21 protein-coding genes are annotated in these 21,336 nt (G+C 72.3%); 8 read left to right on the top strand and 13 right to left on the bottom strand.

The genetic code is table 11. The features are described 5' to 3' along the window. Nucleotide 1: 1 nt before the first annotated feature. Genes ACIBBH_RS26110 through ACIBBH_RS26070 form a run of 9 tightly spaced genes read right to left on the bottom strand, consistent with a single transcriptional unit; the run spans nt 2 to nt 10,526 of the window. Nucleotides 2-1,114, bottom strand: a complete 1,113-nt coding sequence (locus ACIBBH_RS26110; RefSeq protein ID WP_399408517.1) for a GNAT family N-acetyltransferase — start codon at nt 1,112-1,114, stop codon at nt 2-4. Continuing rightward, nucleotides 1,111-1,779 carry a lipopolysaccharide biosynthesis protein gene (locus tag ACIBBH_RS26105; RefSeq protein ID WP_399408515.1) on the bottom strand — a complete coding sequence of 223 codons (669 nt, stop codon included), beginning with the start codon at nt 1,777-1,779 and terminating at the stop codon, nt 1,111-1,113. Before ACIBBH_RS26105 ends, ACIBBH_RS26110 begins: the two co-directional genes overlap by 4 nt. Beyond that, nucleotides 1,776-2,927, bottom strand: a complete 1,152-nt coding sequence (locus ACIBBH_RS26100; protein WP_399408513.1) for a glycosyltransferase — start codon at nt 2,925-2,927, stop codon at nt 1,776-1,778. Before ACIBBH_RS26100 ends, ACIBBH_RS26105 begins: the two co-directional genes overlap by 4 nt. A 1-nt stretch (nt 2,928) precedes the next feature. Next, nucleotides 2,929-3,693 (bottom strand): polysaccharide deacetylase family protein, encoded by a 765-nt coding sequence (locus tag ACIBBH_RS26095; protein WP_399408511.1) that lies wholly within the window; start codon nt 3,691-3,693, stop codon nt 2,929-2,931. Further along, nucleotides 3,677-5,365, bottom strand: coding sequence for a murein biosynthesis integral membrane protein MurJ (gene murJ / locus ACIBBH_RS26090; RefSeq protein ID WP_399408509.1), 1,689 nt, complete (start codon nt 5,363-5,365; stop codon nt 3,677-3,679). The genes ACIBBH_RS26095 and murJ overlap by 17 nt, the downstream gene beginning before the upstream one ends. Further along, on the bottom strand, nt 5,362-6,717 hold the full coding sequence (locus tag ACIBBH_RS26085; RefSeq protein ID WP_399408507.1) for an O-antigen ligase family protein: 1,356 nt from the start codon (nt 6,715-6,717) through the stop codon (nt 5,362-5,364). The genes murJ and ACIBBH_RS26085 overlap by 4 nt, the downstream gene beginning before the upstream one ends. A gap of 5 nt (nt 6,718-6,722) precedes the next feature. Further along, nucleotides 6,723-8,150: an exopolysaccharide biosynthesis polyprenyl glycosylphosphotransferase gene (locus ACIBBH_RS26080; RefSeq protein WP_399408505.1), complete on the bottom strand. Its 1,428-nt coding sequence runs from the start codon at nt 8,148-8,150 to the stop codon at nt 6,723-6,725. Beyond that, nucleotides 8,147-9,328 (bottom strand): glycosyltransferase, encoded by a 1,182-nt coding sequence (locus ACIBBH_RS26075; protein ID WP_399408503.1) that lies wholly within the window; start codon nt 9,326-9,328, stop codon nt 8,147-8,149. The genes ACIBBH_RS26080 and ACIBBH_RS26075 overlap by 4 nt, the downstream gene beginning before the upstream one ends. A 49-nt stretch (nt 9,329-9,377) precedes the next feature. Next, complete coding sequence (locus tag ACIBBH_RS26070) at nt 9,378-10,526, bottom strand: DUF3344 domain-containing protein (protein WP_399408501.1); 1,149 nt, start codon at nt 10,524-10,526, stop codon at nt 9,378-9,380. Nucleotides 10,527-10,799: 273 nt separating this feature from the next. Between ACIBBH_RS26070 and ACIBBH_RS26065 the strand changes: the two genes are divergently transcribed. The 3 genes from ACIBBH_RS26065 (at nt 10,800) to ACIBBH_RS26055 (ending at nt 12,680) form a co-directional block, all read left to right on the top strand. After that, nucleotides 10,800-11,078 carry a hypothetical protein gene (locus ACIBBH_RS26065; protein WP_399408500.1) on the top strand — a complete coding sequence of 93 codons (279 nt, stop codon included), beginning with the start codon at nt 10,800-10,802 and terminating at the stop codon, nt 11,076-11,078. Between the two features lie 287 nt (nt 11,079-11,365). Further along, nucleotides 11,366-11,830 (top strand): tyrosinase family oxidase copper chaperone, encoded by a 465-nt coding sequence (locus ACIBBH_RS26060; RefSeq protein ID WP_399408498.1) that lies wholly within the window; start codon nt 11,366-11,368, stop codon nt 11,828-11,830. Continuing rightward, nucleotides 11,814-12,680, top strand: a complete 867-nt coding sequence (locus ACIBBH_RS26055; RefSeq protein ID WP_399408496.1) for a tyrosinase family protein — start codon at nt 11,814-11,816, stop codon at nt 12,678-12,680. The genes ACIBBH_RS26060 and ACIBBH_RS26055 overlap by 17 nt, the downstream gene beginning before the upstream one ends. A 29-nt stretch (nt 12,681-12,709) precedes the next feature. Here the strand turns inward: ACIBBH_RS26055 and ACIBBH_RS26050 are convergent, their stop codons facing one another. Together ACIBBH_RS26050 and ACIBBH_RS26045 are read right to left on the bottom strand one after the other, a co-directional pair. Next, nucleotides 12,710-13,669, bottom strand: a complete 960-nt coding sequence (locus ACIBBH_RS26050; RefSeq protein WP_399408494.1) for a D-2-hydroxyacid dehydrogenase family protein — start codon at nt 13,667-13,669, stop codon at nt 12,710-12,712. Between the two features lie 125 nt (nt 13,670-13,794). Next, the gene (locus ACIBBH_RS26045) at nt 13,795-14,427 is read right to left on the bottom strand and encodes a hypothetical protein (RefSeq protein ID WP_399408492.1); all 633 of its coding nucleotides are present in this window, start codon (nt 14,425-14,427) and stop codon (nt 13,795-13,797) included. Nucleotides 14,428-15,236: 809 nt separating this feature from the next. On the opposite strand from ACIBBH_RS26045, the gene ACIBBH_RS26040 reads away from it, so the two are divergent. The 3 genes from ACIBBH_RS26040 to ACIBBH_RS26030 all read left to right on the top strand — a co-directional run bounded on the left by ACIBBH_RS26040 (nt 15,237) and on the right by ACIBBH_RS26030 (nt 18,516). Continuing rightward, nucleotides 15,237-17,054, top strand: coding sequence for a glycoside hydrolase family 15 protein (locus ACIBBH_RS26040; RefSeq protein ID WP_399408490.1), 1,818 nt, complete (start codon nt 15,237-15,239; stop codon nt 17,052-17,054). A gap of 185 nt (nt 17,055-17,239) precedes the next feature. Further along, entirely contained in the window at nt 17,240-17,425 is a 186-nt protein-coding gene (locus ACIBBH_RS26035) for a cytochrome P450 (protein ID WP_399408488.1), read from the top strand. A 296-nt stretch (nt 17,426-17,721) separates the two neighbouring features. Beyond that, nucleotides 17,722-18,516, top strand: coding sequence for an SDR family oxidoreductase (locus tag ACIBBH_RS26030; protein ID WP_399408625.1), 795 nt, complete (start codon nt 17,722-17,724; stop codon nt 18,514-18,516). Between the two features lie 4 nt (nt 18,517-18,520). Here ACIBBH_RS26030 and ACIBBH_RS26025 read toward each other — a convergent pair whose 3' ends face one another. Both ACIBBH_RS26025 and ACIBBH_RS26020 read right to left on the bottom strand, forming a co-directional pair. Beyond that, nucleotides 18,521-19,861 carry a hypothetical protein gene (locus ACIBBH_RS26025; RefSeq protein WP_399408486.1) on the bottom strand — a complete coding sequence of 447 codons (1,341 nt, stop codon included), beginning with the start codon at nt 19,859-19,861 and terminating at the stop codon, nt 18,521-18,523. A gap of 4 nt (nt 19,862-19,865) precedes the next feature. Continuing rightward, nucleotides 19,866-20,135, bottom strand: coding sequence for a hypothetical protein (locus ACIBBH_RS26020; RefSeq protein ID WP_399408484.1), 270 nt, complete (start codon nt 20,133-20,135; stop codon nt 19,866-19,868). Nucleotides 20,136-20,262: 127 nt separating this feature from the next. Here ACIBBH_RS26020 and ACIBBH_RS26015 point away from each other — a divergent pair, with 127 nt between their 5' ends. Both ACIBBH_RS26015 and ACIBBH_RS26010 read left to right on the top strand, forming a co-directional pair. Next, nucleotides 20,263-20,538 (top strand): hypothetical protein, encoded by a 276-nt coding sequence (locus ACIBBH_RS26015; RefSeq protein WP_361880148.1) that lies wholly within the window; start codon nt 20,263-20,265, stop codon nt 20,536-20,538. Next, nucleotides 20,535-21,311 (top strand): hypothetical protein, encoded by a 777-nt coding sequence (locus ACIBBH_RS26010; RefSeq protein ID WP_399408481.1) that lies wholly within the window; start codon nt 20,535-20,537, stop codon nt 21,309-21,311. Before ACIBBH_RS26015 ends, ACIBBH_RS26010 begins: the two co-directional genes overlap by 4 nt. Nucleotides 21,312-21,336: the final 25 nt, after the last annotated feature.

The following is a 21,336-nucleotide window of genomic DNA, read 5'->3' as shown; positions in this document are numbered from 1 at the left end:
CTCATGAGGCGGGGCCGCCGCCACCGGCGCGCTGGGGGAGGCGGCGCAGTAAGTCCTTGCCGCGCCGGCGTGCGACCGTGCCCCAGAGCACCGCCGACATCAGCGGGGCCGTGCGCCGGCGGGCCAGCAGCAGACGCTGGTTGACGACCGGTCGGGGGCGCCAGTGGTGCTTGTAGGGCTCGTTGCCGCGCAGCAGGCTCAGCGCGCCCATGCCGCCGGTACCCGTGTGCTGGGCGCACGCGTCGAGGAGTATCACGGCCACGTCCGCCCTGCGTTCCCGCAGGCTCGGATGGGCCCCGTACAGATAGCCGCCCGCGAGCCGCCGTGACAGCAGCGTCACGTCCACGGCCACCACGTCGTCGTCGAGCCGGAACTCGGTGACCACCGCGTCGCCGGAGCGCACCATCGGTTCCACGGAGCGCACCAGATGCTCGCAGAAGCGGGTGCGCAGATGCTCCGGCGTCACCTTCCGCCCCTGCCACTGCAGCCGGTGCAGCTCGAGCAGCCGCCGCAGCGCCGCGTTCACCTCCTCCGGCCGTACGACGTGCCGCTCCACACCGAGCGACCTCAGCCTGCGCAGCTTGGCGCGCACCCGCTGGGCCCCGCGGGACGGCAGCCGGGACACCAGCTCGTCCATGGGGGCGGCCGGCAGCTCCAGGCACAGCGAGTCCCGCACCCGTCGGCGCGGACCGGTCCAGTGGTCGTAGACGCGCTCGACCGCACCGCCCGGCCGCACCTCGCGGAAGTCGATCAGCGCGGTGCGGGCGGCGGCCGAGAGCACCTCGGTGAGTGCGGCGGCCGCCCGGCCCGCCCGCTCGTCGTCGATGAGCACATCCCCGTAGTCGGAGATCACCCCGCCGAGCGGCACCAGTGTGGGCACCGGACCGCGCCGGAGCATCAGGGGCGCCGCGGCGACGAGTTCGGCGCCCTCGCGCACCAGCACCAGCCGCAGCCGGCCGGGCCTGCCGTACGAGAGCCACCACGAGTGCAGCCAGGCGTGGTTCTGGAACGGGGTCGCCGCTCCGCACCGCTCGTACAGCCGCCCCCATTGCGGGGCCAGCGTGGCGAAGGTGCGCGCGTCGGTGACGATGTCCGTCGTGTACGCCGCTGTCACGGTTGTCCGTGCGCGTCGGCGGCGGGGGCCGGAACGGGCACCGGGGCGGGGCGGACGGTGTCCTCGTCCCTGGTTCTGGTCCGCCGCGGCCGGACGAGCAGCACCAGGCCGCCGAGCAGGCCGCCCGCACTGGCACCGACCAGAGCGGTCACCTTCGGTGACGCGGACGACGGCTCGGTCGGCCGCACCGCCCGTGAGAGCTGGACGAGTTCGACATGGGTGCTGCTCTTGGTGCCGTTCGCCTGCCGGGTCAGCGCCCGGGCGACCGCGTTGGCCATGCGGGCGGCGGCACCGGGGCGCCGCGAGGTGGCCGAGACGGCGACCATCGGCGCGTCCGGAGAGGTCGCCGTCCGCACGCTGCGCTGCAGCGTCCGCACCGGCACGCGCGCCGACACCTGCGCGTCACCGAGCACCGCGAGCTGCGTGGCGGCCCGGCCGTACGCCTGCGCGAAGCCGAGTGCGGAGGCCGGGTCGGACTGCTCGGTGGGCACCGCGACGACGTAGCTGGTGGCCGTGTACCTCGGGTGTCTGTACACGGCGTAGGCGCCGCCGAGCAGGCCGCCGACGAGCGCGCAGGTCACGAGCAGCGCCCAGGGCAGCAGGGCCCGGGCGGCGCGGGCCAGGCGGCCGGACGACCGGGGCGGTGGGGTGGGGTTGTCGGTCATGACGCACTGGCTCCCTTGGATGAGGGGGACGACGAGTTGGACACCGCCGCCGCGTACACGTCCATGAGCCGGGCGGCGCTGCGGTTGATGCTGTAGCGGTGGGCGGCGGCCGGGACCGTACGAGGCCGTGGACCGGCCGCGCGGACCTCGGCGACGGCGCGGGCGTACACCTCGGGGCCGCCGCGCACCCGCCGGGCCCCGGCGGCGGCCCGCGGGGGCAGGTCCTCGACCGCCGGGCAGGAGGCGTAGAGCACGGGCAGGCCGGATGCGAGGGCCTCCACGACCGCCAGCCCGAAGGACTCCTCCGGGGACGGCGAGACGAGCAGGTCCATGGCGGCGGTGAGCGAGGGCAGATCGGGGCCGGGGGAGCCGTCGGGGACATTGGGGCGTTCGCCGGTGAACAGGACGCGTTCGGCCACGCCGGCCTCATGGGCCGTGCGGCGCAGGACGCTCGACTCCGGGCCCGCGCCGACCAGCAGCAGCCAGTAGTCGTCGGGAAGCCGGGCGATGGTCCGGATCAGGACGTCGAAGCGCTTGCCCGCGGCGAGCCGGCCGATCCCGCCGACGACGTAGGCGTGCTCCGGCAGGCCGAGGCGCCGGCGGGTGTGGTGGCGCCGCGACCGGTCGAAGCGGAACCGGGCCAGATCGACGCCGTTGGGGACGACCTCGATGCGCGGGGCGGGCACACCCCAGCGTCTGAGGCGGTCGGCGACCGTGGTGGAGACGGCGACCGTGGCGGAGCCGAGGCGCTCGCTGGCGAGATACAGCGCGCGGACGCCCGCGGTCAGCGGCCGGCCCTCCATCTGGGAGGCGCCGAGGGAGTGTTCGGTGGCGACCACGGCCCTGACGCCGGCGAGGCGGGCGGCGAGCCGGCCGTAGACGCAGGCGCGGTAGAGGTGGGTGTGCACCAGGTCGTAGCCGCCCGCGCGGATCAGGCGGACCAGGCGGGGGAGCGCGGACAGGTCGCGGTTGCCGCCCATGCCGAGGTGGTGCACGCGGACGCCGTCGGCGACCAGCCCGTCGGCGACAGCGCCCGGGTTGGTGAGGGCGGCCACCTCGCAGTCCACGGGGAGATGACGCAGCAGCAGGCGCAGTTGCTGCTCGGCGCCGCCGACGCCGAGACCGGTGATGATGTGCAGCGCCTTCATGTCACACACCCGCCACGGGGCGCCGGCGCAGCAGGTGCAGCTTGCGCTTGAGGTGGAGCCGCCAGGCCGTGTCGTTCTGGCCGACGTGCAGCCGCGGGAGGGCGTGCGGGCCGGTCAGCGGGCCGGGATCGATGGCACAGGCGTAGGCGTATCCGGCTTCCCGTACGGCGGCGACGGCGCGCCGGTCGACCGTGCCGTAGGGGTAGCAGAAGCCGTCGACCGGAGCGCCGGTCAGCTCCGCCAGCAGCGCCCTGCTGTCGGCGACCTCCGTCTTCAGGGTGATGTCGTCGGCCCGGGTCAGATCGACGTGGGTCAGCCCGTGCGAGCCGATCTCCACGCCCTCGGCGGCCACGCGCCGGACGCCGTCGGCGGTCAGCAGCGGCTTGCGCGGGCCGAGCGGGTCCCAGGAGTTGACGCCGCCGAGGCGTCCGGGCAGGACGAAGAGGGTGGCGCCGCAGTTCCAGCGGAGCAGTGCCGGAAGGGCGTGGGTGAGGAAGTCGGCGTATCCGTCGTCGAAGGTGAGACCGACCAGGCTCCGTCCCCGCCCCCGGGCGCGGGCGGCGAACAACTCGCGCAGGGACACACCGCGCAGCCCGCGCCGGCGCAGCCAGGCCAGCTGCCGTTCCAGCCGCTCGGGGGTGACCGTGATGCGGTACGGGTCGTCCGAGCAGTCCCCCACGGAGTGGTACATCGCCACCCAGGGGGCCGGGCGGAAGCGCGCCGCGCGGACGGTGCCGGTGACGGGGGAATCAACGGGAACGGCCATGCGTCAGCCTCCGTGTGACGGTACGTACGGAATGGAGTGCGGACGCGCAGCCCTCGGCGCCCAGGACCCGGCTGAGCGGGAGGAACACCGCGGTCACGGTCACGCAGCCGGTCATGAGCCCCGCCACCGGGGACTCGAGTCCACTCGCGGCCGCCGCCCCCGCCGCCGTCGCGACCGCCGCGGCGCGCAGCGGCCTGCTCAGCTCGGCCAGCACCTGCCGGACACGGATCGGGACCCCGCGCGGGACGCGGCCTTCGGGCTTGCCCGCGAGGCCCGCGAGCAGCAGTGCGGCCGTGACGGTGATGCCGGCGGCGTTGGCGGCGGCGATACCGGGCACGCCCCACGGGCCCACGGTCACCACCCCGATCCAGGAGGTCGCGATGATGCCCGCCGCCATGGCGCCGACCGGATACCAGGTGGGCCGCCCCGCCGAGAAGTACGAGCGGATCAGGACGCCCACCACGGTCTGGCCGAGCAGCCCGAGGGCGTACACGCGCAGGACGCCCGCCGTCGCCGCCGTGTCCCACGCCGTGAACGCGCCCCGCTGGAAGAGCAGTTCGGTGATCTGCGGGGCGCAGGCGATCACCGTGGACGCGCCGAGGAGCAGCAGCCAGGAAGCCAGGGCCAGGTCCCGCTCCACACGGGCGCGGGCCCGTTCCGTGTCGCCGTCCGCGAGCGCCCGTGCGACCACCGGGAAGGTGACGGTGCACAGCATCAGCGACAGCGTCATGGGGATCTGGGCCACCTTCTGCGCGTAGTTGAGGTGCGAGATGGCTCCGGCGGGGAGGGTGGAGGCGAGGAACCGTTCGATCAGGACCTGGGACTGGCGGCACAGGGCGAAGAGCAGAACAGCGCCGAGCAGGGAGAGGCGCATCGGGCGTGTCTCGACCCCGGTGTCACCGGAGGCGGGCGTACGGCTCTTCAGCTGCCGCAAGAGCGAGGGAATCTGGACCGCCACCATCAGGCAGCCGCCGGCCGCGACCCCGGCCGCGGCCGATCGCACGCCCCAGCCTCCGCCGAGCAGGGCCATCGTGGCGATGATGCCGGTGTTGTAGGCGACGTAGATCGTCGCGGGGGCCAGGAAGCTCCGATGCGCCCGCAGGGCCGCGCTGCAGTACCCGGCGAGCCCGAAGGTCAGCACGCAGGTCGCCGTCAGCCGGGTGCAGTCGACGGCGAGACGGGGATCGGGCAGGCCGGGTGCCAGAGCCCCGACCAGGTAGGGGGCACCGGCGGCGACCAGCGCGGACACGGCGACGAAACCGAGGGACAGACGGGGCAGAGTGCCGGCCACCAGAGAGCGGACCGGGTCTCCGGGAGCGCCCTGGGCGCGTCGGGCCAGGGCCATGCTGAACGCCGGGATCAGCACGAAGGCCAGCCCGTCCTCGATGAGCAGCGTGGAGGCGAACTCCGGCACGGTCCACGCGACCAGGAAGGCGTCCGTCTCGCTGCCCGCCCCGAACAGCCGGGCCAGCGCCTGGTCGCGCACCAGGCCGAGCAGCGCCCCGGCGACCGACAGCGACGCCGTGATCAGGGTGGCCTTGGCGAGGAACCTCCGGGAGACCGCGGTGAGGTCCGTGCCGTCCGCGGCCCGCGCCGCGGGCAGGGCCGCCCGGTCGGTCCCGGAAGCGGAAGCCCGCGGAGTCCGTGGGCTCTGAGGCGGCGTCATCGTCATCGCGCCACGGCCTCCTCGACGCTCCGCGGCACCGGAACCGACGCCGCGCCCGCCCTCTCGCCGTGCCCGGCCAGCGCCCACCAGGCCGCCAGCCCGAAGCACACCGCGGTCAGCACGGTGGAGGGGCCGCCGATGTCGGCGTACAGGAAGTCGGTCAGCAGCCAGACCAGCAGTCCGCAGGCGACGAGCCCGCAGTCGAGGCCGGGCCCCCGTGACGCCCGCGTCCGCGACAGACCCCGCAGCCCGCACACCAGCAGCGCCAGCCAGCTCCCGGCGAGCGCCGACAGGCCGGTCAGGCCCTGCTCGCTCAGCACCAGCAGATACATGTTGTGCGGCGACAGCAGCGGCTGCCTCCGGTACGCCGCCCCCGCGCCCTCCGTGTCGCTGCCGGCCGACAGCGCCGGCGACGCGTACCCGTCCCGGTACTCGGGGAAGCCCTTCAGACCGACGCCGGTGACCGGGTGGTCGCGCCACATCCCGGTCGCGGCCGCCCACAGGGTGTACCGGTCGACGACGGACTGGTCGGGAGCGTCGGTGATCCGCGTGATGCTGTCGATCCGCTCCTGCAGCATCGCCGTGCCGACGCCGAGGCCGCCCACCAGGACGACGCCCGCGGCGGCCACGGCCGCGGCCACCTTCAGCGCGCGCCGCAGCCCGGCCAGTGCCAGCTGCGCCGCACAGGTCACGGCCGTCGCGATCCACGCGCCCCGGCTGAAGGACAGCGCGAGCGGCGCCAGCAGGGCCAGCGCGCACCCGATGGCGGCCGACCGCTGTCGCAGGGAGGCCCGGCCGAGCGCGAGACCGATCGCGCACACCAGGCCGACGGCGACCACCGTGGCCATGCCCATCACGTCCTGCGGCCCGAAGGTGCCGACGGCGCGGATGTCCTCACCCTGGTAGGAGGCACCGGTCCGGGTGACGTACTGGTGCACTCCGACGGCCCCCTGCCACAGGGCGAGCCCCACCAACGACCAGGCCAGCAGCCGGAAGTCGCCCCGGTCGCGGACCAGCAGCAGGACCGCCGCCGGGACGAGCACGAAGACCTGCAGACAGCGGCCCATGCCGGTGACACCGGCCCAGGGTGAGGGCGCCCCCACGGCAGCGAGGGCGAGCCCGACGACCGGCAGACCCAGCACCACGGCGGCCGTACGGGACAAGGGGCGCCGCCGGTCCCGTACGAGGCGGATCGCGCAGTACAGCACCGCCAGCCCGGACACGACGTCGGCGGGACCCGCGCCGCCCACGCCGCCCGGGGTGGGCGGCAGCGCCAGCAGGGCGGGCACGGCGGCCACGGGCAGGACCGGTGGCAGGGCGGTGCCCCGGCGCGGGAGCAGCGTCAGCGTGAGGCCCACGGCTCTCAGCTCCCCGTCGGACGAACGAGCGTGGCCGCGGTACGCAGCAGGATGCAGACGTCCTGCCACAGCGACCAGTTGTCGATGTAGGCGTTGTCGAACCGGCAGCGGTCCTCGATCGAGGTGTCGCCGCGCAGTCCGTGGATCTGGGCGAGCCCGGTGATACCGGTGCGCATGCGGTGGCGGGCCGCGTAACCGGGATAGGTCTGGCTGAACTGCGCGACGAAGAACGGCCGTTCGGGGCGCGGGCCGACCAGACTCATGTCGCCCCGGAGCACGTTCCACAACTGCAGCAGTTCGTCGAGCGAGGTGCGCCGCAGCATGCGGCAGAAACCACGCATCTCGTTCTCGTTCGCCACGCTCCACCGGGTCGCCGCCTCGTGCTCGTCGGCCGGGCGGTGCGTGCGGAACTTCAGCAGCGTGAACGGATTTCCGTCCTTGCCGATGCGTTCCTGCCGGAACACCACGCCCGGCCCGTCGCTGACCCGCAGCGCCACCGCGCACGCCAGCAGCAGGGGGCCGGCCAGCAGCAACAGGGTTCCCGACACGAGGATGTCGAGCATCCGCTTGCCCGCGCTGCCGCTGCGCGCGGCGGACATCTCCAGACGCCGGCAGGGGAACCCGGCCAGCCGCTCCTGCGCCGCGTACGACGGAGAGCCCGCGTCGACCTCCCACACCTCGCAGCCCGCCTCGGCCAGCGTGCGCAGCAGCGGTCCCTGCCGGGCCCGTACGGAGGGGTGGACGGCCAGCACCGCCCGCACCCCGTTCTGGATGACCGCCCGCTCGATCTCCTCACCGGTCGTCAGCACCGGTAGTCCCTCGGTGCCGTCCGGGCGCTCCGCCGCGATCCCCACGGGCCGCACTCCGCACGACGGATGCCGCAGCACGGCGGCGGCCACGCGCTGCGCGGTCGCGGCCGGGCCGATGACGAGCGCGGTGCACGGGTGGCGCGACAGTACGGAGCGCCACCTCGCGTACACGGCGGCGCGCAGCGCGCAGCTCGCCGCCGCCTGCACGGCGAAGCCGGCCAGCAGGGTGCGGGCGGACAGCGCGTGGTCCGGCCGGTATGCCGCCACCAGTGCCGCGAGCGCGAGCCAGGCCACGGCGGTCCGGCCGCAGACGGTGGGCAGTTCGCGCAGGACCTCCGGTACCGGGGGGTGCGCGCGGGGCGGGCCCAGCAGCAGCGACGCGGCGAGCAGCAGGGTGACGGGGAGCGGGCGCAGCTGGGTTCCGGTCAGCGTCAGGGCGCCCAGCAGGGCGGCCGCGCCGTCCAGGACGAGCGGCGGCACCGGCGAGGCCGGCCGTGGGGGCGGCCTGTGGGAGGGGAACCGGACACCCGGGGCGGTGCCCCGCGGCGGCAGGACCGAGACGGGCGAGAATCCGAGCTCCCGGGGCTGTGCGCCGGGGGAGGGAACGGTGCTTTCCGCGGTCACGAGTGGATGGACTCCCTGTGCTCGATGGGCGCGACGCGCCCTGCGGGCCATGCGCCGACCAGGTCGCGGTAGACGTCCGCGACCGCCTCGGCGGTGTGCCGCACGTCGTGTGTGGACAGCACGTGTCGGCGCCCCCGGTGGCCGAGCGACTCGCGCAGCAGCGGGTCGAGCAGCAGTTCGGCCACAGCCCCGGCCAGCACCACCGGGTTCTCCGGCGGGACCAGGCACCGGGCGGTGACGGAGGACGGCAGGCTCTCGCGGGCACCGTCGACGTCCGTGACCACCACCGGCCGCCCGCAGGCCATCGCCTCCAGTGGGGCCAGCGCCATGCCCTCCCAGCGGGACGGCAGAACGACGAGATCCGCGGCCTGGTACCAGGGCGCGGTGTCGGCGACGGCTCCCACGAACAGCACGGACTTCGGCGCCCGCGCCCGCAGCCGGTCCCGGTCCGGCCCGTCGCCGGCCAGGACGAGACGCGCACCGGGCACCCTGCGGGCGACGGCACGCCACGCCGTCAGCAGGACGTCCTGTCCCTTCTGCCGGCACAGCCGCCCCACGCAGACGACGAGCGGTGCGGCGGGACCGACCCCGCGCAACGGCTCCAGGCCGGCCCGTACGGTGCCGGCCGGGGCGGGGTGGAAGCGCCGGGTGTCCACACCGTTGGGGATGACGCTCCACCGTCCGTCGATCCCGGCGCGCACGCCAGTGGTGCGCTCCGCCTCGCTCACGCACACCACCCGCGAGGCCCAGCGCGCCCCCCACCGCTCCCACGCCAGCGCGAGTGCCGAGCCGGCCCCGCCGACCGCCTCGAACGACCAGGCGTGCGGCTGGAACACGGTGGGGATCCGCCCCCGCACGGCGAGCCGCCCGGCGAGCCCGGCCTTGGCGCTGTGGGCGTGCACCAGATCGGGGCGCACCTCGTCGATCACACGGGCGAGGTGCCGCACCTCCCGGACGAGCGACGGACCCGGCGACCGCGTGGCGTGCCAGTGCCGTACGTCGGCGCCGAGCGCCCTGAGCCCTGCCGTGAGCGCGCCGTCGGGGCAGGCCGTCGTGACGGCCAGACCGTCCGCGCGCTGTGCCCGTACCAGGTCCGTCACGACGCGGGCGACGCCGCCCTCCACGGGCTGGGCAACGTGGAGGACCCGCGGCCGAGAGGGGGTCGGTGACAGATGCATGCGCGATGTCCTCGCTCGGGGTGGTGCTCGGGACGGCAGGGAACGCGCCTCACCGCTGCGCGTCGACGGCGACGAACAGCGCGCCGGCCCATGCCACGTCCCGCTGCGACGTGAGCCGGAAGGCCAGCTGGTCGCCGCCGCCCCGCAGACCTGGGCCGAGATCGAGGACGTCGGAGTCGTAGCCGAGGGTGTTGGCGTACGCCGGGACACGCCGCGGCGCGGCCGTCCCGGGCTCGCTGATCGTGGAGTTCAGGACGTCGTCGACCGGGTTGTCCGGGTCGGTGAGGGAGGTGACCGTGATGCGAGGGCGCTGAGCGGGCGTACCCGCCCGGGTGGCCCGGAGGGTGAGCGTGTCGCCGGTGATGCCGCGGTCACCGTCGTACGTGACCAGACCCGCGCGACCGCCCGCGCCGGCGGGGAAGCGCAGCCCCGGCAGCCGGACCTCCTGTCCCGCACCGCGCTTCAGCGCGTCGAAGCCGTCCCAGAGGGCGAGGTGCCGCAGTGGCGCCGCCGGGTTCTCGTACGCCACCACCAGCGTCCAGCCGCCCCACGCGCCGGCCGCCGACCTGCCCATCGCCACGTTGACCTGCGCCACGGTGTACAGACCCGGCTTGCTCTCCCGCACCAGCTTCGTGACGTCCGCCGAGGCCTGGAAGGCGTCCGCGCCGTTCGCCACCCGGTGGCCGACGACCGTGTCCGCGAGGACCTCCTTGTACTGCCCGCCGGGTTCGGCGATCAGCACCCGCCCGTTGTCCTTGGGTGGCTTCTGCTCGCCGACACGGAGGTTGCCGCCCCAGTACAGCCGTGCGTAGCTGACCCGGGAGCCCTCGGGCAGACGGACCTCCGCCTGGGAGGAGTTGTAGGTGTTCGGGTCCCGGTCGACGTCGATGTAGTCCGTGTCGAACTGGCCGTTCACCCGGGCCTCGCCGGAGCGGGCGGCCGTGCAGGCGTGCGCCGTCGACTGCAGGGGCCTTCCAGCCGCCCCTGTCATACGGCAGCTGATGGAGGAGTTGGCCGCGCGGACGATGCCGCCGTGCTGCAGTGCGTGGTACCGCTCGGCGAACGCGACACGGCTCGCCTCCGGTGAAGGCGGGGCGCCGGCCGCCGTCGCCGGGGCGGCGGCGGATGCCCAACTCCCGGCGAGGACGAGAGCGCCTGCCGTCACACGGTGCAGTAGTGGGACAAGAGGATTGCGCATGACCGGCGTTTCCCTTTCGGAAAAGGTAGCGGTGTCAGAGGGGGCGCACGAAGGCGAAGTGCGTGCCATAGGGGCGCGTAGGGAGGTGCGTAACACTAGCCGCTAAAGCATTTGATCCGGTGAAACCGGACAAGTGTGTCGGAATGCCGCTTGTAAATCTCATATGAGGACTCGGCCATCTCTGTGTGCGGAGTTACCGGACCGACCGGGGATCGTTGGGTACGGCGTCAGACATTTCCTCCGGCTGCGCACGCGGCCGAAGAAAGGAACACGATGAAGTCTCTGAAGGCTGCCGCCGTCGTCGCCGGGTCCCTGGTCATTGCCGGTGCTGCCGCGCCCGCGTTCGCCCAGAACGCCACCGACGTCACGAGCACCAGCCTCAACAGCGTGGCGGACACCCTCACCAAGGGTCCCGTCCAGGCGGGGCCGGTGCAGAAGCTGGACGCGCTCGACACCAAGAAGAAGGACTCGGTGCTGAACACGGTGCAGGGCACGGCCAAGGGCCTGACCGGCGGCAAGTCGCTGCTGGGCGGTCTTCCGCTGCACAGCTGAGGTTTTCCCGGCCGCGATGCCCGCCGTTTCCGGCGTTGCAGGGCGTCGCTCCGAAGAGGCCGATTCCGCGCCCCGCGGAGTCGGCCTTCGGTGTTGCCCAGGGGCGTGAAAAGCGAGTGGCACACGTCCTTCCCGGATTCGTCGGGAACGGTGTCGCAATTCCCTCTGCCGGCTCAATGGGCGCCGGAAAAAAAGAATCCCTCATCCGTGTGGTCGCATGGCTACGAATACTCCGCTCGGGTGAGAGAACGCACAGGCCCTTTCCGGCCCGTCGGTAGAGTGCCGCGGTGACCTCAACCACCAACCAAACGCGCTCTCCCGGCCGCAGGCGGGTACTGCTGGGCCTGCTGGCGTCGGGCGCCGGGGCGGCGCTCGCACCGGTCCTGGCGGCGTCGGGATCGGCCGGGCCGGCGGAGGCCGGGTTCGAGGAGACATACCGCCGGCGCCGTCTCGTCGGTGTCAGGCACCGCGACGGACGGTCCGGGTACGACGGCTCCGGCGGGTGGCAGGTCACCGTGGACGGACAGCCGCTGCACCTGATGCGCAGGGCGGACGGCAGCTGGATGACCATGGTCGACCACTACCAGTCCTATCCGACACCGCTCGCAGCCGCGCGCGCGGCCGTCGACGAACTCGGCCCCGCCGAGCGGCTCGGCACGCCGGACGACAGCGGCGGCCGTATGACCGGCAGCGGTGCGGCGAGCGGCCACACGGGAGTCGAGGGGGATCATCGCAGTGGTGTACACGCGTAAGGACGTCAGCACGCTCACCCGGTCCGAGCGGCGTCGGCTCGTCACGGCGTTCCTCGAGATCAAGCGCCGCGGCGAGTACGACGAGTTGGTACGCACGCACATCGAGTACTACAAGCCCGACGGCGAAAGCGGCCTGCGCGCGGCCCACATGGCACCCTCCTTCCTGCCCTGGCACCGCAGGTTCCTGCTGGATCTGGAGCGGGCTCTGCGCCGCGTGGACGAGTCGGTGACCGTCCCGTACTGGGACTGGACGCGCGATCGCACTCCGAGGGCCGTACCGTGGACCGACGACCTGCTCGGCGGCACCGGGCGGAGTTCCGACCGGCAGGTCATGACGGGCCCCTTCGCCCACCGCAACGGGAAGTGGACCATCAAGGTGGGAGTCACCGACACCGCGTTCCTCCAGCGCGACCTGGGCCGCTCCGGGAACCCGATCGCACTGCCGACGGCCAGGGACGTGGAGGCGGCCCTCGCCGATCCCGTCTACGACACGGCGCCGTGGAACTCCACGTCCGCCAAGGGGTTCCGCAACAGACTGGAGGGGTGGGGGCCCGGGAAGGGCGCCGCCTCATGGCTCAACCACAACCGGGTCCACCGCTGGGTCGGCGGCCACATGGTGGGCGGCGCCTCCGCCAACGACCCCGTCTTCTGGATGCACCACGCCTTCGTCGACCTGCTCTGGTCCCGCTGGCAACGGCGGCACCCGAACGCCCGCTATCTCCCCGCGAGACCGCTCGCCGCGGGCGACGCCCAGCACGGCCGGGTCGTCGCACGGCACGAGAAGATGCCGCCGTGGGACGTGACACCGGAGGAACTCCGGGACCACAGCCGGATCTACCGGTACGCGTAGCGACCGCCGTGCGACCGGCCGGCCGGTCGTCAGGGCAGCCGCCGTACCGGACAGCCCGACAGGTACGCCCGGATGTTCTCCACCGCCTGGCCGTAGTACGTCGTGTAGTTGGCCCGTGAGACGTAGCCCAGGTGAGGAGTGGCCAGCAGGCGGGGCGCGGTACGCAGGGGGTGGCCGGCCGGGAGGGGCTCGGTGTCGAAGACGTCGACGGCGGCGCCCGCGATACGGCCCTCGTGGAGCGCGGACAGCAGGGCGTCCTGGTCGACGATGGCCGCCCGGGAGGTGTTGACCAGGTACGCGGTCGGCTTCATCAGGGCGAGTTCCGCGGGGCCGAGCAGGCCGCGGGTGCGGTCGCCGAGGGCCAGGTGCACGGAGACGAAGTCGCTCGACTCCAGTAGCGCCTCCTTGGACGGGGCGAGGTCGACGCCCACCTCGTCGGCGCGCTCCTTGGTGAGGTTCTGGCTCCAGGCGCTGACGTGCATGCCGAAGGCGAGCCCCACCTGCGCCACCCGGCTGCCGATCTTCCCGAGCCCGAGCAGCCCGAGCCGGCGGCCGTGCAGGTCGGCGCCCACCGTGGACTGCCAGGGGCCGCCGGAGCGCAGGGCGTTGCTCTCCTCGACGATGCAGCGGGCGAGGCCGAGCAGCAGGGCCCAGGTCAGTTCGACCGGCGGGGTGGACGAACTCGCCGTACCGCACACGGTGACGCCGTGCGCCTCGGCGGCGGCGTAGTCGACGACGCTGTTGCGCCTACCGGAGGCGATCAGCAGCCGCAGCCGGGGCAGGCGGGCGAGCAGCGAGGCGGGGAACGGCACCCGCTCGCGCAGCGTGACCACGATGTCGAAGCCGGCGAGCGCCGCGGCCAGGGCGTCCTCGTCGGCGAGGTGCTCGCGCAGCGCGACGACCTCCACCTCGTCCTCGATCACCGACCAGTCGGCGAACCGGGTCGCCACCCCCTGGAAGTCGTCCAGCACAGCACAGCGAAGTCGCACGCCGTCTCTCCCTCCTCGTCGGCGACTGTAATCGTGGCCTCCCGCGCGGGCCCGGAACTTCACTGCCGTACGGCAGACGCGCGGACGGCGGAAGCGCGAAGCGCGCGACCACGTACAGCCGGTCTTCAACTGCCGTCGGCTGGGTCTCGCCAGTACCAGGGCACCACTGGAGGCAGCCAAGGAGCGCTGCCACTCCGCTCAAGCACTGGCGCCTCACAGTCATCCGGCAAGGGGCTGCCGTCGATCAAGGCCTCAAGAGTGAACTGGACATAGCGCAGGTACCCGCGGACGTCGCGAACCTGGCGCTCGCGGTTGCCCTGGCCGACGCCTCGCCACCCGACGTCGAAGCACAACCGCACCAGAGTCCTGTACCGGGCGCGAACGTGATCGTCCCCTATGGAGAGGAGATCGGTTTGCATGCCATGACGGACCGAGTTGAGGGCCGCTGCGCAATGCTCACGAGCCCGCAGGCTCAACTCAGGCTCCTCCAGGCCCAGGTCTGGGAGTGAGGGCAGCCATGCACAAAGCTCTGCCAGCCGTTCCAAGAGCCGCTGCGCAGCCTCGGCGGAGCGCTGCTGCGTCCATTGCCGACGTGCCAACGCGCTGTTGGCAGCTTCCTGAGAAGCAGCGAGTTCAGCTTGGGCCTCGATGGTCCTTGCGGTTTGCCAGCGGGCCACGTGCACCGCGATGGCCCCGCCGGCCAACGTCCCTACGAGCGCACTGGCCGTTTGGCCCGCCAGATCCCCCCAGCTACTCATGCTGCAATCCTGGGCACCCTGCGTGCGACTCAAACGCGCGCCGCCGAGCCTCGGGGGAGCTTGGCCAGGGCACGGGGTTGCCATGGCGACGGCGCTCTCATGCGGCCTTCTTCACCTCGTCCCGCGAACGCCGATCTGAACGACGACGGGGAATCCAGGTTCAGCGGACCAACCAGGTCAGCACCGCTGTCACCAGGTACACGACGACCGCCGCAAGCCAGACCACGAGGCGTGTCGGCCGCGAGGACCTGGCCGGTGCCCACCCCCTCCTGCCCGGGACCGGCTGGCCGACTGATCCTGCCGCGCCACGGCGCACTTCCTGCGGTGTCCCGCCATTCCTCGCGGCGTGCACCAGCGAGGAATGGCGGGCATTGCGGCGGGGCGGGCGGGAAGACCGGTGCGCGCTCGGTACATCGCCAAGAGGACGGCGGTTCGTCATCCGGCGAAGCGGAGCCAGACTTCGAAGTGCGCCCGGACGGCCAGGGTGATGCAATGGACGCAGCGGTGTGGGAACCGCCGGAACGCTGGGAGCCCCTTCGGGCCTCCTGAACGGGATGCCGACATTCAGGGCGGCCCCGTCATGCTCGCGCTGGGAACGACAGGATCATCGCAGCTCCTCCTTCTGCCATGACCTGGCAGTGGGCGGCGCGCAGCGGGTGGCCCCGACGGGTTCCCATGAGCCGTGAGGAGCCGCAGTCGGGCCGGACGGGCCCTCGTTCGGAGCTGACTTGGTTCTCCCTTTTTTCCCGGGAAGCCCGCCCGACCGAACCCGACGTACGGACAAACCCGACGAACGTACGGGAGTCACCATGGACCGCTATCCGCCCATCGCCGACCATGGTCTGATCGGTGACTTGCAGACCGCTGCTCTGGTCTCCTCCGGCGGTGTGATCGACTGGTTCGCCGCTCCCCGGTTCGACTCCCCGAGCGTCTTCGCCTCCCTGCTCGACCACGACCGCGGCGGACACTTCATGTTCGCCCCGCAGGACCGTGAGGCTGTCTGCAAGCAGCTCTACTACCCGGACACCGCCGTGCTGGTGACGCGGTTCATGTCACCGGCAGGCGTCGGTGAGGTCATCGACTGCATGCCACCGGACACGACCCTCACACCGACGGACCGGCACGCCGTGGTGCGTCTCGTACGCGCCGTGCGCGGCACCGTGCGCTTCGCTCTGGAATGCCGGCCCCGCTTCGACTACGGGCGGGCCGCTCATGACCTCGGTCTGACATCCGGGACAGCCGTGTTCCGGGCGCCGGCGCAGACCGGTTACCTCCAGGCGACGTTCCCCCTGCAGCGCGACGGGCGGGACGTCCGGAGCGAGATCACACTCGAGGCCGGACAGACAGCCGCCGCCGCCTTCACCGTCTGCGACACCGGCGGGGAGCCGCCTGCCCCCGTCACGTTGGAGGAGTTGACCGATCAGCTCTTCGTCGTGGGCGAGTTCTGGCAGAGCTGGCTTCGGACCTCCCGCTATCGCGGCCGGTGGCCGGCCATGGTGAACCGCTCGGCCATCACCCTCAAGCTCCTCACCTACGCCCCGACGGGCGCACCGGTCGCCGCGGCCACCACGGGGCTTCCCGAACAGGTCGGCGGCGAGCGCAACTGGGACTACCGGTACACGTGGGTCCGCGACGGGAGCCTGTCCGTGCGGGCGCTGTTGGACCTGGGGTTCGTCGACGAGGCGGCCCGGTTCACGCGCTGGCTCGGCGACCGGATGCGTGACCGTGCCGAGGTGCCGGGTGAACGTCTCCAGATCATGTACCGGGTCGACGGAGACCCTGACATCCCGGAGGAGATCCTCGACCACTTCGAGGGGTACCGCGGGTCCGCCCCGGTACGGGCTGGGAACGCGGCGATGGACCAACTGCAGCTCGACATCTACGGCGAGGCGCTCTATGCCCTGGCCGAGGGCCGGGACGTGGGAAACCAGACCGGATACCACGGCTGGAAGGGGCTCGCCTCGACCCTGGACTGGCTCGCGGCTGCCTGGGACCGGCCGGACGAGGGCATCTGGGAGACCCGCGGCGGTCGCAAGGACTTCACGTACAGCCGGGTGATGTGCTGGGTCGCCTTCGACCGCGGGCTGCGCCTGGCGCGGGAGTTCAGCCGCCCTGCCGACATATCCGGCTGGACCGCCGCGCGCGACGCCATCCTGGAACAGGTGATGGAACGGGGGTGGAGCGACAAGGAACAGGCCCTGGTCCAGCACTACGACGGCCACGTCCTTGATGCGTCGCTGCTGCTCATTCCCCGCGTCGGCTTTCTGGCGCCCAAGAGTCCCGGCTGGCTGTCGACGCTCGATGCGATGGACCGCACCCTCGTCTCGGACAGCCTCGTCTACCGCTACGACCCGACGGCGTCTCCGGACGGTCTGCGCGGCTCCGAGGGCACCTTCAGCCTCTGCACCTTCCTCTACGTCGACGCGCTCGCCCGGGCGGGCCGGGTCCGACAGGCGCGCTACGCGTTCGAGAAGATGCAGACGTACGCCAACCATGTGGGCCTGTTCGCCGAGGAAGTCGGTCCGAGCGGCGAACAGCTCGGCAACTTCCCCCAGGCTTTCACCCATCTCTCCCTCATCATGGCCGCCACCACTCTCGACGACGCCCTCGACCGCATGCAGGCGTGACAAGTCAGGTCAGCCACAGAGGGGTTGTCACACGGGGCGGGGCCGTTGCTGTGCATGGCCCGCGGCGGCCGGAGCGTCGAGCGGGAACCTGGTGCCTTCGCACGGCTCTTTTCCCTGGCACCGGCACGCGCCCGCACCCCCCCCGCATTCCCCGGGTGCGGGCGACGTCCGCACGGCATAGGCTCGTGAGGGACAAGGGCTCGCAGATCATGCTCATGCCCGCCTCGGGCAGCCGGGATCCGGACCGCTTCGAGCACGCCGACCGCTTCGACCCCGGCCGGCCGGACAACCAGCACCTGGGATTCGGCAGCGGTATCCACCCGTGCTTCGGCGGACCGATGGCCCGGCCGGAGACACAGTTCTGGCGCTGACGGAGCTGGTACGCCGTCTCGACGGGCCCCGGCTGGGCGCCGTCCTCCGCCGTACCGGCCGAGCCCCGTCCTTCGGGGTCCGATCCATCCGCACGTCGAGCAGAGCGGCTGACGGACACGCGCAGGAGGAGGGGCGGTTCGGTGACGATCCGTTCCCGGGCCCGCCGGCGTTGATCCCTTGGCGCCCGGAAGACGCCGGACGTAGTCCTGCGGGCCCGGGGCACCGAGCAAGGAGGCAGACCACCGTGAACTCCACCGCGGACGACGTACGTCGTCGGGACGTGATTCCCGCGCACATCCTCAAGGGCCAGAAGGCACTGGTCACCGGCGCCAACTCAGGAATCGGCAAGGCAACGGCCATCGCGCTCGGCCGGGCCGGCGCCGACGTCGTCGTCAACTACGTGGCCGGCCGCGAGGACGCCGAGAAAGTGGTCGCGGAGATCGCCTCCTTCGGCGTGCGCGCTGCCGCGTACGAGGCGGACGTCTCCAACGAGGAGCAGGTCGTCGCCATGCTGGACCGGATGATCCAGGAGTTCGGGACGATCGACATCCTGGTCGCCAACGCCGGCCTTCAGCGCGACGCCCCCTTCACCGAGATGACCCTCGCCCAGTGGCAGAAGGTACTGGACGTCAACCTCACGGGCCAGTTCCTGTGTGCCCGGGAGGCGACGAAGGAGTTCCTGCGGCGCGGGGTCGTCCCGGAGGTCTCCAGCGCCGCAGGAAAGATCATCTGCATGAGCTCGGTGCACCAGCTCATCCCGTGGGCGGGACACGCGAACTACGCCTCCTCCAAGGGCGGCCTGCAGATGATGATGCAGACCCTGGCCCAGGAACTCGCACCGAAGAAGGTCCGCGTGAACGCGGTGGCCCCGGGAGCCGTCAAGACACCGATCAACCGCAGCGCCTGGGAGACGCCCGAGGCCCAGGAAGACCTGCTGCGGCTGATTCCCTACAAGCGCATCGGCGACCCCGAGGACATCGCGAACGCCGTCGTCGGCCTCTCCTCGGACCTCATGGACTACGTCGTGGGCACCACCCTCTACGTGGACGGCGGCATGACTCTCTTCCCCGGCTTCGCCACCGGTGGATGACCTGTCAGCGAGCGGGCCCACCGGCGCGGGAGTCGGCGGGCGGGGTGGTGCCGGCGTCCAGGAATTCGCGGATCGCGAAGGCGACCAGGGTGAGCACCGCTGTCCAGACCACGACCATCGTGGTCGGGTAGGTCCAGGTGAACAGGACGATCGCCGCGACGGCCAGGATGGCGACCCCGATCCAGTGCTTGAAGCGGTGAACGAACCGCCCGACCGCACCCAGGCGAAGCCCTGCCGACGCCGCCACATCGCGCAGCGCGGCAATGCTCCTGCGGCAGCCCTTACGAGTGAGCACGGCGAGCCGGGAGGGACCGAGCAGGAAGGCGCCGACAGCGGTGAAGAGAGCGACCGCGGCGAGCGCCCGGACGGCGGCGCGCAGGAACTTGACCAGAGCGTCGTACACGGCTCCGGCGGCTGCCTGGGACGTCCCGGGCGGCAGACGGTCCAGGTAGACGTCGCGCGCGACGGTGAGGGCGATACCGAGGACCAGCATGGCGACGAACACCGCCAGTGCGGCCCCGATCAGCGCGTGCCGGCGGTTGTACGCCACGTACACCCCGGCGGCGGCCATCAGCAGGGCGATGAGGGGCAGCCAGCCGCCGAGGATCTGCAGCACTCGCAGGTACGTCTTGACCTCGCCGATGTCCTTCGAGGCGAACACCACGAAGTTCGTGTGGACATCCGGGATCTTCGCGGCGGGCGAGAAGCCGGCGCGGACCAACCGGTCCTTCACCTGGGCGATGATCGGAGCCACGTCGATGGCGACCTGGTTGTCCTTCAGCGAGACCGCGCCATCGGCCGCTTCGCCCGTCAGGGCCTTGTCGAGCGCCGTGTGCACCCTGCGGTTGGCGTCCACCCAGACCGTGTCGAAGGCGCTGCTGGTGACCACCCGCTCCACTGTGCTGCTGACCAGCTGCTTCAGCCCGCTGGAGATCGGCCCGTCCAGGCTGTTCAGCAACTGTGCCGCCCGCGGCGGGACACCCTTCTGCGCAGCCGCGTCCGACAGTTGCTTGACCAGCGTGTCCACGTCGATCTGTGCCAGCACGGCGGCGGTGACCCGGTTCGTGACCGCCTTCTGCACATCGGGGTCACTGGCCAGCGGTCCGACGGTGGCGACGTAGCGGTCGGTGTCCCGCACGATGCTGTTCGCCCACACCGCGACGACGGACAACAGCGACAGCAGCGCGGCGAAAAGGATCAGCAGGACCGAGCCGAGCGAGCGGAACCGGTGATGGCCCGCCGCCCGCGGTGGCCCGGCGGTCTCCAAGGCGCTCAGTCGACGCCGTAGTTCGTCCAGCTCACCGCGCTCCCCGCCGGAGAACGGGGCGCCGCCGTTGTCGCTCATGATCTCAAGGGGATCCCTGCGGAAGGGAACCCGCCACCCGGGTGACGCGGACGGGTGAACACACCGGCGTGCGAAGGGCACAGGCCAGTGCGGTGTGCTGGGCCGGGGCCGCGTCCAGCGCGGTGGCCACGACCGCGTCGGCGCCGCGCGCGTCACGGCCGGCCGGCCATGAGGTCAGCCTCGCCCGGCCGCGGCGGCGGATGGCTGCCGGGGTCTGGCAGCCGGCCGGCAGGACGAGGCGTTCGTCATCGCTGCCGGGCTGCCGGTGTCCCACCGTTCCGAGTCGGCTGCCATGAGCTGGTGCGCGTGCCGTCGGCCAGAGCCAGGGCGTTCGACAGCGGTGACGCCGGAACAACTACACCGTGAGGTATTTAGGTACTATGGCGGCGGAGGTGTTGACGATGACGACGGCGGCGAAGCCGGTACGCCAGTCCCCGCTGAAGGTGGACCCGGCGACGGACAAGTTGATCAGCCAGGGCGCTCATTTCCTGGGGCTGACGAAGAAGGACCTGGTGGCCGAGGCGGTCCGGGCGTATCTGGAGCAGCGCCGTGAGGATCTGCGGTCCGGCATGGTGGAGGCGCTCAGTGTGCTGGATGGCTCGCTGAAGTCGGATGTGATGCTGCTGACCGGGCTGACCGCGGAGGAGATCGACGCGGTCGGGGGAATCGAGGAATGAGCGGACCCGGCCGGCTGGGCCCGGCCCGCCCGACGCTGCGCTGCTTACGCGAGGATTTGTGCCTCGCGGTGCCGCCGGTCACGGTGCCGCTGGACGAGATCGACCACCCGGTGCCGGCCAAAGCGTCCGAGCAGTTCGCGGACGAGGACGGCAAGCACGAACGCATCCGGTCCGTGGACGACCAGGTGCTGTTCAAGGTCAAGGTGCAGCGATGGCGCGGCGCGGTATGGCTGGACGCCGATCTGCCGTGGCTGGTCGCGGCGGGTCGGCGCGAGGACGGCTCGGGCGATGACTTCTATGCAGCCCTGGAGGCCGACGGCCGTGCCGTCCGGGCTCGCTACAACGCGGAACATTCCGACGGGCTGAAGACCGCGACACACACCGCTCACCTCCTGCCCGCACGCGAGGACCATGTCCGGTACCGCGCCGAGGCCGGTGTCCGCTTCGTGCGCCGCCTGCGGGCGACTCTGCTGGACCTGGCGCACGCCACGCTGGGCGACGGCCGTGAGCACACACGCGAGTTCGACACCTTCACCCTTGGCCTTCAGGTGCGTGCGGACGACGGCCACGAGACCTACCTCGCCGTCCGGATCACCGGCTCCGTTCCGCCGAACCTGACCGTGCTGATCCTGCGCAACGTCCCCGGCTGCGAGGCTGAGGGCTGGTATCCGGAGTACGCCCTGCCTGAGCGGGACCTGCTCCCGGCCGAACAGGCGTGGTCCAACCTCATGGACCCACGCGCGGCTGCCCAGGTACTGGACGAGGAGCGGTAGCCAGGCGTCCCTCGGCGCGAACTGC

It is taken from the genome of Streptomyces sp. NPDC051636, assembly GCF_044453765.1.
GTDB lineage: Bacteria > Actinomycetota > Actinomycetes > Streptomycetales > Streptomycetaceae > Streptomyces.
This window is presented reverse-complemented; position numbering and strand designations above follow the sequence as displayed.

Coding starts and splice junctions, on each gene's coding strand:
- ACIBBH_RS26105 (WP_399408515.1), bottom strand. CDS start 1,779: ATGACCGACAACCCCACCCCACCGCCCCGGTCGTCCGGCCGCCTGGCC.
- ACIBBH_RS26100 (WP_399408513.1), bottom strand. CDS start 2,927: ATGAAGGCGCTGCACATCATCACCGGTCTCGGCGTCGGCGGCGCCGAG.
- ACIBBH_RS26095 (WP_399408511.1), bottom strand. CDS start 3,693: ATGGCCGTTCCCGTTGATTCCCCCGTCACCGGCACCGTCCGCGCGGCG.
- murJ (WP_399408509.1), bottom strand. CDS start 5,365: ATGACGATGACGCCGCCTCAGAGCCCACGGACTCCGCGGGCTTCCGCT.
- ACIBBH_RS26075 (WP_399408503.1), bottom strand. CDS start 9,328: ATGCATCTGTCACCGACCCCCTCTCGGCCGCGGGTCCTCCACGTTGCC.
- ACIBBH_RS26070 (WP_399408501.1), bottom strand. CDS start 10,526: ATGCGCAATCCTCTTGTCCCACTACTGCACCGTGTGACGGCAGGCGCT.
- ACIBBH_RS26065 (WP_399408500.1), top strand. CDS start 10,800: ATGAAGTCTCTGAAGGCTGCCGCCGTCGTCGCCGGGTCCCTGGTCATT.
- ACIBBH_RS26045 (WP_399408492.1), bottom strand. CDS start 14,427: ATGAGTAGCTGGGGGGATCTGGCGGGCCAAACGGCCAGTGCGCTCGTA.
- ACIBBH_RS26040 (WP_399408490.1), top strand. CDS start 15,237: ATGGACCGCTATCCGCCCATCGCCGACCATGGTCTGATCGGTGACTTG.
- ACIBBH_RS26025 (WP_399408486.1), bottom strand. CDS start 19,861: ATGAGCGACAACGGCGGCGCCCCGTTCTCCGGCGGGGAGCGCGGTGAG.
- ACIBBH_RS26015 (WP_361880148.1), top strand. CDS start 20,263: ATGACGACGGCGGCGAAGCCGGTACGCCAGTCCCCGCTGAAGGTGGAC.
- ACIBBH_RS26010 (WP_399408481.1), top strand. CDS start 20,535: ATGAGCGGACCCGGCCGGCTGGGCCCGGCCCGCCCGACGCTGCGCTGC.